At 71.2% G+C, this 13,747-nt stretch carries 13 protein-coding genes and 1 riboswitch; of the genes, 9 read left to right on the top strand and 4 right to left on the bottom strand.

The genetic code is table 11. The annotated features are described in order from the left end of the window. Positions 1-20 precede the first annotated feature (20 nt). Together KALB_RS39565 and KALB_RS39560 are read left to right on the top strand one after the other, a co-directional pair. Positions 21-818, top strand: coding sequence for an exodeoxyribonuclease III (locus tag KALB_RS39565; RefSeq protein WP_025361219.1), 798 nt, complete (start codon positions 21-23; stop codon positions 816-818). 191 nt (positions 819-1,009) lie between these two features. Further along, a complete protein-coding gene (locus KALB_RS39560) occupies positions 1,010-3,535 on the top strand; it encodes a bifunctional FO biosynthesis protein CofGH (protein ID WP_025361218.1) in 2,526 nt (841 codons plus the stop codon). 113 nt (positions 3,536-3,648) lie between these two features. Here KALB_RS39560 and KALB_RS48945 read toward each other — a convergent pair whose 3' ends face one another. Beyond that, positions 3,649-4,197 carry a hypothetical protein gene (locus tag KALB_RS48945; RefSeq protein WP_182840338.1) on the bottom strand — a complete coding sequence of 183 codons (549 nt, stop codon included), beginning with the start codon at positions 4,195-4,197 and terminating at the stop codon, positions 3,649-3,651. Between KALB_RS48945 and KALB_RS47280 the strand changes: the two genes are divergently transcribed. The 3 genes from KALB_RS47280 (at position 4,187) to KALB_RS39545 (ending at position 5,932) form a co-directional block, all read left to right on the top strand. Continuing rightward, the gene (locus KALB_RS47280; protein WP_148309830.1) at positions 4,187-4,339 is read left to right on the top strand and encodes an LPXTG cell wall anchor domain-containing protein; all 153 of its coding nucleotides are present in this window, start codon (positions 4,187-4,189) and stop codon (positions 4,337-4,339) included. The two genes, KALB_RS48945 and KALB_RS47280, sit on opposite strands and share 11 nt — an antisense overlap. 225 nt (positions 4,340-4,564) lie before the next feature. Further along, positions 4,565-4,852 (top strand): hypothetical protein, encoded by a 288-nt coding sequence (locus tag KALB_RS39550; protein WP_148309829.1) that lies wholly within the window; start codon positions 4,565-4,567, stop codon positions 4,850-4,852. A 48-nt stretch (positions 4,853-4,900) separates the two neighbouring features. Further along, entirely contained in the window at positions 4,901-5,932 is a 1,032-nt protein-coding gene (locus KALB_RS39545) for a YhjD/YihY/BrkB family envelope integrity protein (RefSeq protein ID WP_025361215.1), read from the top strand. A 61-nt stretch (positions 5,933-5,993) separates the two neighbouring features. Here KALB_RS39545 and KALB_RS39540 read toward each other — a convergent pair whose 3' ends face one another. After that, positions 5,994-7,259 (bottom strand): D-alanyl-D-alanine carboxypeptidase family protein, encoded by a 1,266-nt coding sequence (locus KALB_RS39540; RefSeq protein WP_025361214.1) that lies wholly within the window; start codon positions 7,257-7,259, stop codon positions 5,994-5,996. A gap of 194 nt (positions 7,260-7,453) precedes the next feature. Here KALB_RS39540 and KALB_RS39535 point away from each other — a divergent pair, with 194 nt between their 5' ends. The 3 genes from KALB_RS39535 to KALB_RS39525 all read left to right on the top strand — a co-directional run bounded on the left by KALB_RS39535 (position 7,454) and on the right by KALB_RS39525 (position 11,297). Then, entirely contained in the window at positions 7,454-7,696 is a 243-nt protein-coding gene (locus KALB_RS39535) for an SCO4848 family membrane protein (protein WP_025361213.1), read from the top strand. A gap of 61 nt (positions 7,697-7,757) precedes the next feature. Beyond that, positions 7,758-7,928: riboswitch (M-box (ykoK) riboswitch) on the top strand. Positions 7,929-8,147: 219 nt separating this feature from the next. Beyond that, complete coding sequence (locus KALB_RS39530; RefSeq protein ID WP_025361212.1) at positions 8,148-9,842, top strand: NRAMP family divalent metal transporter; 1,695 nt, start codon at positions 8,148-8,150, stop codon at positions 9,840-9,842. Positions 9,843-9,899: 57 nt separating this feature from the next. Next, a complete protein-coding gene (locus tag KALB_RS39525) occupies positions 9,900-11,297 on the top strand; it encodes a S8 family peptidase (RefSeq protein WP_042221295.1) in 1,398 nt (465 codons plus the stop codon). Positions 11,298-11,387: 90 nt separating this feature from the next. Here KALB_RS39525 and KALB_RS39520 read toward each other — a convergent pair whose 3' ends face one another. Further along, positions 11,388-12,509: a trans-sulfuration enzyme family protein gene (locus KALB_RS39520; protein ID WP_025361210.1), complete on the bottom strand. Its 1,122-nt coding sequence runs from the start codon at positions 12,507-12,509 to the stop codon at positions 11,388-11,390. A 59-nt stretch (positions 12,510-12,568) separates the two neighbouring features. Between KALB_RS39520 and KALB_RS39515 the strand changes: the two genes are divergently transcribed. Continuing rightward, positions 12,569-13,054: an Lrp/AsnC family transcriptional regulator gene (locus KALB_RS39515; RefSeq protein ID WP_025361209.1), complete on the top strand. Its 486-nt coding sequence runs from the start codon at positions 12,569-12,571 to the stop codon at positions 13,052-13,054. Here the strand turns inward: KALB_RS39515 and KALB_RS39510 are convergent. Continuing rightward, positions 13,041-13,688: a DsbA family protein gene (locus KALB_RS39510; RefSeq protein WP_025361208.1), complete on the bottom strand. Its 648-nt coding sequence runs from the start codon at positions 13,686-13,688 to the stop codon at positions 13,041-13,043. The genes KALB_RS39515 and KALB_RS39510 overlap by 14 nt on opposite strands. Positions 13,689-13,747 lie beyond the last annotated feature (59 nt).

The following is a 13,747-nucleotide window of genomic DNA, read 5'->3' as shown; positions in this document are numbered from 1 at the left end:
GTGCCCGCTAGGCTCGCGGCGTGCTCACCGTGTCCACCGTGAACGTCAACGGCCTGCGCGCCGCCGCCAAGAAGGGCTACGTCGAGTGGCTGGCCGCCACCAAGGCCGACGTGGTCTGCCTCCAGGAGACCCGCGCCGAGCCCGACCAGCTCGCCGCCGAGCTGCGTGAGCCGGAGGGCTGGCACGCGGTGCTCGCCGAGGCCGAGGCCAAGGGGCGCGCGGGCGTGGCGCTGCTGTCCCGCACCGCGCCCGAGGCCGTGCGCGTCGGCTTCGGCTCCGAGGAGTTCGACCGCAGCGGGCGGTACCTGGAGTTCGAGCTGCCCGGGCTCGTCGTGGCCAGCCTGTACCTGCCCAGTGGTGAGGAGCAGACCCCTCGGCAGGACGAGAAGTACCGGTTCATGGACGAGTTCCTGACGCACCTGGCCGAGCTGCGCGACAAGGCCGCCGCCGACGGCCGCGAGGTGCTCGTCTGCGGGGACTGGAACATCGCCCACCGCGAGGTCGACCTGAAGAACTGGAAGACCAACCAGAAGTCCGCCGGGTTCCTGCCCGAGGAGCGGGCCTGGCTGGACCGCCTGTACACCGAGGTCGGCTACGTGGACGTGGTCCGCGCGCTGCACCCCGAGGGCCCCGGCCCGTACAGCTGGTGGTCCTACCGGGGCAAGGCCTTCGACAACGACTCCGGCTGGCGCATCGACCTCCAGGTCGCCACCCCCGGCCTGGCCGCCCGCGCGCGCACCGCCGTGGTCGAACGCGCCGAGACCTACGAGGGCCGCTGGTCCGACCACGCCCCGGTGACAGTGAGCTACGAGGTCTGACGCCCGCCGGTGTCACGAAGGTGCCGTTCGCGACGTCCAACGTCCTGAACGGCACCTTCATGGCACGACGGGGCGAGCGAGCCGCCGCCCTACGGCGACCCAGGCCAGCGGTTTATTCCCGCTCTCCCTGTGAGAGTGGTCTCCGCGCCGCGAAACGGGGCGCTCGCGGCGCTGCGTCCTACGCTCGCTCGGTGGCCCAAGACATCACCGAGACGCCCGCGCCGAGCCGGTCCGCACTGCGCAGGGCGCTGCGCCGCGCCGCCGACGGTTCCGCCCTGGACGTGACGGAGGCGGCGGTCCTGCTGCACGCGCGGGGCGAGCACCTGGACGAGTTGCTGCTCGCGGCGGGCAAGGTGCGCGACGCCCACCTGGCAGCCGAGGGACGCTCGGGGATCGTCACCTACAGCCGCAAGGTGTTCATCCCGCTGACCAGGCTGTGCCGGGACCGGTGCCACTACTGCACCTTCGCCACGGTGCCGCACCGGCTGCCCGCCGCGTACCTGGAGCGCGACGAGGTGCTGGAGATCGCCAGGCAGGGCGCGGCGGCGGGCTGCAAGGAGGCGCTGTTCACCCTGGGTGACCGCCCGGAGGAGCGCTGGCCCGCGGCCCGCGAGTGGCTGGAGGCCCGCGGCTACTCCTCGACCCTGGACTACGTGCGAGCCTGCGCGATCGCGGTGCTGGAGGAGACCGGGCTGCTGCCCCACCTCAACCCCGGCGTGCTCAGCTGGGAGGAGTTGCAGCGGCTCAAGCCGGTGGCGCCGAGCATGGGCATGATGCTGGAGACCACCGCCACCCGGCTGTGGAGCGAGCCGGGCGGTCCGCACTACGGCAGCCCGGACAAGGAGCCCGCGGTGCGGCTGCGGGTGCTCACCGACGCGGGCCGGGTCGGCGTGCCGTTCACCACCGGCATCCTGATCGGCATCGGCGAGACCATCGACGAGCGGGCCGACTCGCTGATGCGGATCCGCCGCGTGGCCAAGCAGTACGGCAACATCCAGGAAGTCATCATCCAGAACTTCCGTGCGAAGCCGGACACGGCGATGCGCGGTATGCCCGACGCCGACCTGCACGAGCTGGCGGCGACCATCGCGGTGGCCCGTCTGCTGGTGCCGACCGGGGTGAGTGTGCAGGCCCCGCCGAACCTGGTCGGGGACGAGCAACTGCTGATGCTGCGTGCCGGGATCGACGACTGGGGCGGGGTCTCGCCGGTGACCCCGGACCACGTCAACCCGGAGCGGCCGTGGCCGCAGATCGACGACCTGGCCGAGCTGACCGGCCGTGCCGGGTTCGCGCTGCGCGAGCGGCTCACCGCCTACCCGCGCTACGTGCGCCAGGGCCAGCCGTGGATCGACACCCGGGTGCTGGGCCACGTCACCGCTCTTGCCGACCCCGCAACGGGTCTGGCCGACGAGTCGGCGGTCCTGAGTGGACGGACGTGGCAGGAGCCGGACTACGCCCTGGAGTCGCAGGGCCGCACCGACCTGCACGCCACGATCGACACCGATGGCCGCACCGGCGATCGTCGCGGCGACTTCGACAGCGTCTACGGGGACTGGGAGGCGCTGCGCGAGCAATTGTCCACTTCGGACGTGCCGCGTCTGCCCAGTGACGTCATGGCGGGTTTGCGGCTGGCTGCCGAGGATCCCGCCGCGCTGCTCGACGAGTCCAATGCGGACGCGGCGCTGGCGCTGCTGACCGCGGACGGTGAGGCGCTGGAGACGATGGTGCGCCTGGCCGACGAGGTGCGTGCCTCGGTCAACGGCGAGGACGTCACCTACGTGGTGAACCGGAACATCAACTTCTCCAACGTCTGCTACGTGGGCTGCCGGTTCTGCGCCTTCGCCCAGCGCGAGCGCGATGCCGACGCGTACCGGCTGACCGTGCAGGACGTGGCCCAGCGCGCGCAGGAGGCCTGGGACCTCGGCGCCACCGAGGTGTGCATCCAGGGCGGCATCGACCCCAAGCTGCCGGTGACCTTCTACGCCGACATGGTGCGGGCGATCAAGGCGCAGGTGCCGGGCATGCACGTGCACGCCTTCAGCCCGATGGAGATCGTCAGCGCGGCGGCCAAGGCGGGCGTGAGCGTGCGGGAGTGGCTGACCGAGCTGCGCGAGGCGGGGCTGGACACGATCCCGGGCACCGCGGCGGAGATCCTGGACGACGAGGTGCGCTGGGTGCTCACCAAGGGCAAGCTGCCCACCGCCACCTGGCTGGAGGTCGTCGGCACCGCGCACCAGGTGGGCATCCGCTCCTCCTCGACCATGATGTACGGCCACGTGGACCACCCGAGCCACTGGCTGGGGCACCTGCGCACGCTGGCGAGGCTCCAGGACGAGACGGGGGGTTTCACCGAGTTCGTCGGGCTGCCCTTCGTGCACCGCAACGCCCCGATCTACCTGGCCGGTGTGGCCCGCCCGGGCCCGTCCCGGCGGGACAACCGCGCGGTGCACGCGATGGCCAGGCTGGCGCTGCACGGCCGGATCCACAACATCCAGTGCTCCTGGGTCAAGCTCGGCGACGAGGGCACCGCCGAGGTGCTGCGCGGGGGCGCCAACGACCTGGGCGGCACGCTGATGGAGGAGACGATCAGCCGGATGGCCGGGTCCGAGCACGGCTCGGCGCGCACCATCGAGCAGTTGGAGTCGATGGCCGCTCTCGCGGGCCGCCCGGCTCGGCAGCGCTCCACCACCTACGGGGAGCTGCCCGCGGTGCGTTGACTGGGCCAAATGGACCCATTCGAGTGAGCGTTTTGGTGGTTCATCGTTATGCCGTTTGGGTACCTTCCGAGTTTGCCCCCGCAAACCCCCGCCGGAAGGACTACCCCCATGCGCTACACCAGAAGAGTCGCGCTACCCGTCGCCGTGGTGGTGTCGGGGATGATCGTCACAGGCGCTGGGGTCGCCCTGGCCGCCACGTCAACCCCGGCAGACCCGGTGCGGACCGTGCAGGAACGGGGCAACCCGCCGGAGACCACCTGTGTGCCGGACGGGGCGGTGGAGCGCGGCCTGCCGCACTGCACGACCACCCCGACCACCCCGTCGACGACCACTCCGTGCACCACCACGACGACGCCGGTGACGACCACCACCACGCCGGTCACCACGACGACCACCCCGGTGACCACGACCACCACGCCGGTCACGACCACCACCACGCCCGTGACTACCACGACGACCCCGGTCACCACGACGACCACGCCGGTCACGACGACTACGACGCCGGTCACCACCACGACCACGCCCGTGACCACCACGACCACCCCGGTGACCACCACCACGACTCCCGTGACGACCACGACGACGCCGGTCACCACGACGACCACCACGCCCGTGACGACCACCACGACGGGCTCCTCGACCACCCCGCCTGTGATCACCACCACTACGTCCCCGTACGGCGGCGGGCTGGCCTACACCGGCACGAACGGCAACACCGGCGCGATGATCGCGGTCGGCGTGCTGCTCATCGTGTCGGGCGGCCTCATGCTCGTGATCAGGCGCAAGCCGATCCTGGAGAAGTAGTCCGGACGGGTGTCCCGGCCGTCGGGCCGGGACACCCGCCAGGGCCGTCGGCGATCTGCCGCACCCCGCAGGAGGGTCAGGTTTATGGCGCCGTTATTCTCGCTCCTCGTGACAGGACGCCTGCGTCACCACATCGGTGGGGTTGACACGTTCGGTAGCTTTCCGACCGACGGTTCTTCTCGCCGTCACTCGTTCGGGGTGAGCCCACTCTCGGGAGACGTCGCTGTGCGTAACAACGTTCGCCGCCTGGTTCGAGGCACCCTGGCCGTGTCCGGCCTGGTGTCGGCCCTCGCGTTGACCGGTGCCGGTACCGCCGCCGCCGACACGATCGAGAGCAAGGTCCCGGTCGCCATCGACGGGCCGGTGGCCGCACTGGCCATCCTGCTCGGGGTCGGCGGCATGGTCGCCGGTCTGTGGCGGCACCGCAGGCGGGTCGTCCAGCAGGCGCGGGAGCAGGCCGCCGAGGCCGCCGCCGCCATTGTGGACCCGACCCCCGCGCCCACCCAGGTCTGAGCGCCCGCCCGCGTTGCGGGCTGATCTTGACGCGGTTAGCGTTTTCGCGTGACCGCCCCTGTCAAGTCCGAGAAGAACCTCGTGGACCGGCTGCGCGCGAAGTACCGCTGGCTGGACCACCTGGTGCGGGCGGGCGGCAGGTACGTCGAGCGCTACGGCGACCACTACGCCGCCGCCATCACGTACTACAGCGTGCTCTCGCTCATCCCCATGCTGATGCTCGGCTTCTCCATCGCGGGCTACGTGCTCGCGGGCAACACCGAGCTGCTGGACAAGATCAAGGACGGCATCACCACCGCCGTGCCCGGTGAGTTCGGCGGTGAGCTGAACAAGGCGATCACCGGCTTCATCGGTGCCCGCAACTCGGTCGGGATCTTCGGTCTGCTGGCCGCCGCGTACTCGGGCCTTGGCTGGATGACCAGCCTGCGCGACGCGCTGACCGCCCAGTGGACCCGCTCCCGCCCCGAACTGCCGTTCTTCGCCACGATCCTCAAGGACCTGCTGGTCCTGCTCTGCCTTGGCCTGGCCCTGCTGGTGTCCTTCGGCATCACGGCCGCGGGCTCGGTGGTCGGGCCGGTCCTGCTCGACCTGGTCGGCCTGGCCGACACCGGGTGGGCCACCGCCCTGCTGACGATCGGCTCGGTGCTGCTGGGCCTGCTCGCCAACTGGCTGGTGTTCCTGTGGGTGCTCACCAGCCTGCCCAGGTACCACGTGGGCGTGCGCAGCGCGATGCGCGGCGCGGTGGCCGGTGCGGTCGGGTTCGAGCTGCTCAAGCAGATCGGCAGCATCTACATCGGGCTGATCAAGGGATCGCCCACCTCGACCGTGTTCGGGTCGGTGCTGGGTCTGCTCGTGTTCGTCAACCTGGTGTCCCGGTTCCTGGTGTTCATCACCGCCTGGACGGCCACCGCCACCGAGAACCTGGCCCGCTCCACCGAGCCGGAGCCCGAGCCGCTGCCGGTGTTCCTGCGGCCCACCGTGCGCGTGGGCGGCTCGCCGGACGTCACCGCCGCGGCGGGGCTGCTCGGGGTCGGTGCCCTGGCCGGTGTGGTCCTGAGCCGCCTGTTCCGCCGCCCCTGAACCGCCAAGCGGGACCCACCGGCTCACCGGCGAGTCCCGCTCTGGGTCGTACGAGTCCCGGTCAGCTCATCCGGGTGCGGGCGGCGCGCGCCGCCTTGGCGCGCTTCTTGCGCAGGTACATGGCCAGCGCCGCGAGCAGGAACACGCCCGCCACGGCGGTCAGCGGCATGCCCACGTTGCCGAACGCCGCGTACATCGGGCCGCTGCCCTCGGCCTCCTCGCGGCTGGCGGTCTCACCGGCCGCGGAGGTCTTGGTGGCCGACTCGGAGGGCTGGGGCTGCGGCGGCGCCTGGTCCACCAGCTGGCCGACCGGGTGCACGTTGGCGTCCTTGAGCGAGAAGCCGTAGTCCAGCAGCTTGCCCGCCTGGCGGTAGGGCTGGCCCTGGTCCACCTCGGCGCGCAGCATGACGCTGACCAGCCGGTGGCCGCCGCGGGTGGCCGCCGACAGGTTGGTCCAGTGCGCGTTGGTGGTGTTGCTGGTGGTGGCGGCCGTCGCGCCCGTGTAGCTGGTCAGCAGCGGGTCGGGGTTGCGCACCGACACGCCGCCCAGCAGCACCGTCTTGGCCGTCTGCGCCTCGGCGAACGCGGGCAGCTGCATGGCGTGCCGGTAGATCAGCGCCAGGTCGTAGGCGGAGGTGGACATGCCGGGGCCGTCCAGGCCCGAGGGCGTGGCCACGCGGGTGTCCAGCGCGCCCATCTGCTTGGCCAGCGCGTCCATCTTCTGCACCGTCTTGGGCACCCCGCCCAGCGCGCGGGCCAGGGCGTTGGGCACGTCGGCCCCCGGCTTGAGCAGCATCGCGCGCACGAGCTGGTCGGCGGTGTACCGGGCGCCGGGCACGATGCCCACGGTGGCGCCGCCCCTGGCGGCCTGCACGTCCTCGGCGGTGGCCAGCACCTGGGTGTCCGGCTTGAGCTCACCCAGCACCACCATCGCCAGCAGCACCTTGACCAGTGCCGCCGGGCGCTGCCGCGCGTGCGGGCCCTTTGCGGCCAGCACCTGCCCGGTGTCCAGGTCGGCGAGCACCCAGGACGCCGCGTTGACGTCCGAGGGCGGGGCCTTGGCGGTGGCGTCGGCGGGCAGCACGAAGCCGCAGTTGCCGAGCTGCTCGCCGCCGACCGGGTCGGAGGGCACCGGCAACGGGGTGGGCGGCGCGCTGTCCGGTGACGGGTTCTCCGAGTCGTCCTCGGCGGCGGGCGGGGACTGCTTGTTCGGGCACAGGCTGGAGCCGGTGCCCCCGCTGGACGTGGTGGTGGTCGGCGCCGGTGCGGCGATCGCGACCGAGGCGTTCACCGGTGCGAGCACGGCGGCGGGGACCAGTGTGCTCATGGCGAGGACCACGGCAGCCAGGGGCCGGCGAGCGGGGAGAGGCACCCTGGCAGGCTAGTGCCTCACGGGCAGTGCTCGCCGGGGTCCCACTGTCGGGGCCTTGCCGGTACCCGTGCCCGTACTCTGCGTGACGACCTCGATCGGGCCGCCACCCCGCCGATCGATGCGGGACTACCTGGGCGGATACTGCACGGGTGAAGCTCTCCCGTGGCGCCTCGCTGTTCCTGCTCGCCTTCGGCGCGTGGTCGTGGGTGATCTGGGTAACACTCATGGTGAACGTGGCCAAGGACCCGCGCGCCTTCTCCGCCGCGGGCTCGCCGACCGGCTTCCTGATCGTGCACTGGGTCCTCGCCGTGATCTCGCTGGCGCTCGGCACCGCGATCGCCGTGCTGGGGCTGCGCGGCCTCTCGGCACTGCGCCGGGAAAAGGCCGAGTAAAAAACGTGATCGGCGACTCGGTGGATTGACATTCGATTCGGCCGGGCGTTTACTTTTCACTGCGGCACCTCGTTCGGTGAGGCGTCTGCACGGACACAGGCCACTGACCTCACCCGTCGAGAGACGCTCCAGGTCAGGACAGGTCTCCCCGGCACAAGGGGTGACCCCAAGTGGCTTCCCGTACGTCAGGGATAAGCCGTGCAGTGCCAAAGCTCTGACGAGGAGGGGTGTACCGCACGGCGTCCCACGGGCGTCGGCACCCTCACGCGCGCGCTGATCAGGCATGGTGAGGGAGGTGGTGGGAATGAGTCCCGACGGCAGTAGTCCGGCGCGGTGGACCCCCACCGCTCCCGCGTATTCACACCTTCACTGACCGGTAATTCGCGTATTCGCGACCGGTCTGTATTCGCGCGCCTTTTTTCTCTTCCGCTTCGTTCTGAGGGGGACGATCATGTCCGCACGCCCGGAATCGGCCGACCGCACTTCGGCCACGCTCGACACGGCGCACACCGGCGACATCGTCGGTGCGCTCGGCACCATTCGCACGCACGAGGACGGCAGGCGCAAGTCCGTCTGGCAGCGGCTGCGCGCCCTGCTGGTGATCATGGGACCCGGCCTGATCGTGATGGTCGGCGACAACGACGCCGGTGGGGTCGCCACCTACACCCAGGCCGGTCAGAACTACGGCATGGCCCTGCTGTGGACCCTGGCCCTGCTGGTGCCGGTGCTCTACGTCAACCAGGAGATGGTGGTCCGCCTCGGCGCGGTCACCGGGGTCGGCCACGCGAAGCTGATCTTCAACCGGTTCGGCAAGTTCTGGGGCGCCTTCAGCGTGGGCGACCTGTTCGTGGTCAACGCGCTGACCATCGTCACCGAGTTCATCGGCGTGGACTACGCGCTGTCCTACTTCGGCCTGCCCACCTGGGTCTCCGTGCCGCTGGCGGCGGTCCTGCTGTTCGCGGTGGTCGCGGGCGGCTCGTTCCGGCGCTGGGAGCGGTTCCTGTTCTGCCTGGTCGCGCTGAACGTGCTGATCTTCCCGATGGCGCTGATGGCGCACCCCAAGCCGGGCGTGATCGCGGCCGGGCTGGTGCCGCAGTTCCCCGGCGGGCTGAACTCCACGCTGCTGCTGCTCATCGTGGCCATCGTCGGCACCACCGTCGCCCCGTGGCAGCTGTTCTTCCAGCAGTCCAACGTGGTCGACAAGCGGATCACCCCGCGCTGGATCCGCTACGAGCGCGCCGACCTGTGGATCGGCATCGTCGTGGTGATGCTGGGCGCCATCGCGCTGATGTCGGTCACCGCGTTCGGGCTGGGCGGCACCGAGGCCGCGGGGCAGTTCACCGACGCGGGGGCGGTCGCCGACGCACTGCGCGAGCACGCGGGCCCCGGGGTCGGCGGCCTGTTCGCGATCCTGCTGCTGGACGCCTCACTGATCGGCGCGAACGCGGTGGGCCTGGCCACCACGTACACGCTGGGCGACGTGCTGGGCAAGCGCCACTCGCTGCACTGGAAGCCCTCGCAGGCGCCGATGTTCTATGTGGCCTACGCGGCGCTGATCGGCTTCGCCGCCGCCGTCGTGCTCATCCCCGGCGCCCCGCTGGGCCTGATCACGCAGGGCGTGCAGGCGCTGGCCGGGGTGCTGCTGCCCGCCGCGAGCGTGTTCCTCGTCCTGCTGTGCAACGACAAGGCCGTGCTCGGGCCGTGGGTCAACTCGACCAGGCAGAACATCGTGTCCGGGGCGATCGTGTGGGCGCTGGTGCTGCTCTCGCTCTCGCTGACCGCGGCCACGTTGTTCCCCGACCTGTCCACCGAGGCCCTGCAGACCTTCTTCCTGGTCGGCGGCGTCATCGGTGTGCTCGGCGGGCTGCTCATCGCCGTCTCGCGCAACACCGCGGCCCGGCGTGCGGCCGCGCGGACCGCCTGCGAGCTGGGTGGCCTGGACACCGACCAGGTCGCCGACCTCCAGGACGAGCGCAGGTCCCTGGCGGAGCAGGACCGGATGAGCTGGCGCACGCCCGCGCTGGAGACCCTGAGCAGGCCGGTGATGTCCCCGCTGCGCAGGGCCGGACTGCTGACCCTGCGTGTCTACCTGGTGGTCGCGGTTGTACTCGTTGTGGTGAAGGTGGTCCAGTTGGCCCTCGGATAGTCGGATTGCACCTTTCTGCCCTGTTCCGGACGGGTGCTCTGGACTACCTTCCGGCCAATGAGATCCCTCCTGACCGTGCTGACCGCCGTCGGCCTCGCCGCGATCGCGCTGGCGCCGACGGCGGGCGCGGCGCCAGCGGCCCCGGCGCACGCCTGCGACACGACCAGTACCGAGTACACCTACGTCGTGCTCTACCCCCAGGGCACGCCGAGGTTCGTGGCCAACACCGAGGTCGGCTTCGACTGCGGCAAGCTGGTCACCTACTACCAGAGGATCGGCGTGGCGGTGGCGACCTCCCGCAACGCCGACTTCGCCGCCAGGCTGGGCACCGACCGCGCCTACAGCGCGCGCAAGGACCTGCCCACGGCCGCGGCACTGGCCTCGCGCAAGTCCTCTGTGGAATCCGTGACCTCCACTGTGGACGCCGCGCCCGCCGCCGACCTGAGCGGCCAGCAGTGGGACATGGACGCGATCGGCGCGAAGAAGGCCAACAAGCTCAACCCGGGCAGCCGCAGGGTCACCGTGGGTGTGCTGGACTCCGGTGTGGACGCGACCCACCCGGACCTGGCCAAGGCCGTCGACCCGAGCAAGTCCGCGGGCTGCCTGACCGGCAAGCCGGACACCACCCCGGCTGCCTGGGCGCCGACCACCTCGGCGCACGGCACGCACGTGGCGGGCACCATCGCCGCCGCGGACGACGGCAGCGGGGTCTCCGGCATCGCCCCCGGCGTGCGCGTGGCCTCGGTGAAGGTGGTCAGCGACGACGGCTACATCTTCCCGGAGTCGGCGGTCTGCGGCTTCATGTGGGCGGCCGAGAACGACATGCAGGTCACCAACAACAGCTACTACGTGGACCCGGGCTTCTACTTCTGTGACAACAAGCCCGGTGACTCCGCCGCGTACGAGGCCATCCGCCGCGCGGTGGCGTACTCCACCCGTGAGGGCGTGCTGAACGTGGCCGCCGCGGGCAACGAGGCGCTGGACATCACCAACCCCACCACCGACCCGGTGCGCACGAAGAACCCGGTGGACAAGCACTGCAAGACCCTGCCCGGCGGGCTGTCCGACGTGGTCTCGGTCTCGGCAGTGGGCTACAACGGCACCAAGTCCGGCTACAGCGACTGGGGCGGCGTGGACGTGACCGCGCCCGGTGGTGACGGCGCCCAGGTGCCGCCAGCAGGCAAGGGCCCGGCCTGCCCGGTCTCCACGCTGCCCGGCGGCAAGTACGGCAGCATGTGCGGCACCTCGATGGCCTCCCCGCACGCGGTGGGCGTGCTCGCCCTGCTGGCCAGCAGCCACCCGTACGCCGGTCCGTCCGAGCTGAGGTCCCTGCTGCACCGGCAGGCCACCCCGGTCGCCTGCCCGTCCGGCGTGGCGACCTGCACCGGCCCGGCCGCCAACAACAGCTACTACGGGCACGGCCTGGTCAACGCCCTGGCCGCCGTCCAGCGCTGAGCCAGAGCGGGACTCGCGCGCCTGTGGGCGGGACTCGCGGTGAACTGCCGCGTGTCCCGCCCGCAGGACGGCGAGTCCCGCTCTGCTGTGTCAGGACTTGGCGTTGTGCAGGGCCTGGTCCAGGTCGGCCCACAGGTCGTCCACGTCCTCCAGGCCCACCGACAGGCGCAGCAACTGGTCGCTGATGCCCGCCCCGTGGCGATCCTGCTCGGTCATGATGTGGTGGCTGATCGAGGCCGGGTGCTGGATCAGCGTGTCGACACTGCCCAGGCTCACCGCGGGCGTCACCAGGCGCACGGCGCCGACCACGGCGGCCGGATCCCCGTGCACCTCGAACGACACCATCGGGCCGCCGATCCCCGGCCGGTGCACCCGGCTCACCACCGGGTGTGCGGCCAGCCGGGTGGCCAGTTCCTCAGCGGTCCGCGAGGCGGCCCTGATCCGCACCGGCAGCGTGGCCAGGCCGCGCAGCAACAGGTATCCGGCCAGCGGGTGCAGCACCCCGCCGGTGGCGAACCGGATCTGGCGCAGGGCGCGGGCGAACTCCTCCCCGCAGGCGACCACACCGCCCATGACGTCACCGTGCCCGCCGAGGAACTTCGTGGCGCTGTGCACCACGATCCGCGCGCCCTGCTCCACCGGGCGTTGCAGCACCGGCGTGGCGAAGGTGTTGTCCACCAACAGCGGCACGTCCCCGCAGGCGGCCGCCAGCGCCCGGATGTCCACTTCGGACAGGTTCGGGTTGGCCGGTGACTCGGCGATCACCAGGCCGGTGTCCGGCCGGATCGCCGCCGCCACGCCGTCCACAGTGGACCAGCTCACCTGGTTGCCGAGCAGCCCCGAGGCCACGAGGTGGTCCGTGGTGCCGTAGAGCGGGCGCACGGCGACCACGTGCGGCCTGCCGCTCGCGACGCAGGCGAGTAGGCAGGCGCTCAGCGCCGCCATGCCGCTGGCGAAGGCGACCGAGGTGTCGCTGCCCTCCAACTCGGCCAGCGCCCGCTCGAAGCGGCCCACGGTCGGGTTGCCCAGCCGGGCGTACACCGGCTGCTCGCCGAGGTCGGTGCCCTCGGCGGCCTCGTCCAGCCGGGCGGCCTCGGTCAGGCAGTCCCGGGACGGGTAGGTGGTGGACAAGTCGATGGGTGCCGCGTGCAACCCGAGGTCGACCAGGTCTTCGCGGCCGGCGTGCACTGCCTTCGTGGACAGACTCGTCATGCCGTGAAGACTGGAGGAAAACCGGTGAGCTGGGATCATGTCCGTACTAAGTTCGGCGTATGACCGCTCCAGCGCAGCTCGATTCGGTTGATCTCGCAATTCTGCGGGCTCTCCAGAACGACGCCCGGATCACCAACCGGGACCTGGCCGCCGCTGCGGGCATCGCCCCGTCCACCTGTCTGGACCGGGTGGCCCGGCTGCGCTCCTGCGGGGTGATCACCGGCAGCGCGACCAAGATCGATCCAGCCGCGCTCGGCCGACCGTTGCAGGCGATGCTGTTCGTCCGCGTGCAGCCGCACCGGCGCGAGCTGGTCGACCCGTTCGTCCAGCACGCGCTGGCCCAGCCGGAGACCCGCGCGGTGTTCCACCTGACCGGTCCGGACGACTTCCTGGTCCACGTGGCCGCCACCAGCGCCGCCGACCTGCAACGGCTCGTGCTCGACGAGTTCACCGCCCGCCAGGAGGTGGCGCTGGTGCACACCACGCTGATCTTCCAGCAGTGGGACGGCGGCCCGCTGCTGCCGCCGCGGGTCAGCCGGCCGTGAGCCAGTCGCTCTTCGCCCAGTTCGCGATCTTGTCGTTGACCAGGATGGTCGGCGTGCCGAAGATCATCTCGCCGCCCTGGCCCTTCTGCTGGAGCTTCGGGTCCTGCTGGGCGAGTTCCACGTTCGCCCTCGCCTTCTCCGCGTAGGACCTGGCCTTCACCGCCTCGGCCAGCTTCGGGTCGCTGACCCCCGCCTGCTTGGCGAAGTCCACCAGCTGCTCCTCGGTGTAGCCGGGGCCGCCCTCGGCGGGCTGCCTGCCGAACAGCAGCGCGTGGAAGGCCGCGAAGCGCTCGGGCGCCAGCTTCGCCACGGTCAGCGCCGCGTTGGCCGCCAGCGTGGAGTAGCCGGCCGGCCGCGAGTTGTTGTCCAGCAACCCGAGCAGGTGGTACCGGACCTTCACCGAGCCCTCGTTGAGCTTGCCGTTGACCAGGTCCGCGCTGGTCTGCTCGAACCGCTGGCAGTACGGGCACAGGAAGTCCTCGTACACCTCGATCGTGGTCTTCGCGTCCGGCTTGCCCACCAGCACCGTGCCCGCGTCGGCCTCGAAGCTCACCGGCACCGTGCTGCCCACGCTCTGTGCCGAGCCGCTCGTGGGCGTCGAGCAGCCCGCGACGAGCACCCCAGCCAGTGCCACCCACGCAAACCTGCGGAAACCGAGCACCGCACACACCCCCTGATTGACCTGAAGAGGCA

Source organism: Kutzneria viridogrisea DSM 43870 (assembly GCF_000525635.1).
GTDB classification, from domain to species: domain Bacteria; phylum Actinomycetota; class Actinomycetes; order Mycobacteriales; family Pseudonocardiaceae; genus Kutzneria; species Kutzneria viridogrisea.
Note: the sequence above shows the minus strand (reverse complement) of the source record. Positions and strands in the feature narration are given on the sequence as shown.

Bases quoted from the DNA above. Each gene is read 5' to 3' on its own strand.
- KALB_RS39525 (WP_042221295.1), top strand. From the start codon at position 9,900: ATGAGATCCCTCCTGACCGTGCTGACCGCCGTCGGCCTCGCCGCGATC.
- KALB_RS39530 (WP_025361212.1), top strand. From the start codon at position 8,148: ATGTCCGCACGCCCGGAATCGGCCGACCGCACTTCGGCCACGCTCGAC.
- KALB_RS39540 (WP_025361214.1), bottom strand. From the start codon at position 7,259: ATGAGCACACTGGTCCCCGCCGCCGTGCTCGCACCGGTGAACGCCTCG.
- KALB_RS39520 (WP_025361210.1), bottom strand. From the start codon at position 12,509: ATGACGAGTCTGTCCACGAAGGCAGTGCACGCCGGCCGCGAAGACCTG.
- KALB_RS39515 (WP_025361209.1), top strand. From the start codon at position 12,569: ATGACCGCTCCAGCGCAGCTCGATTCGGTTGATCTCGCAATTCTGCGG.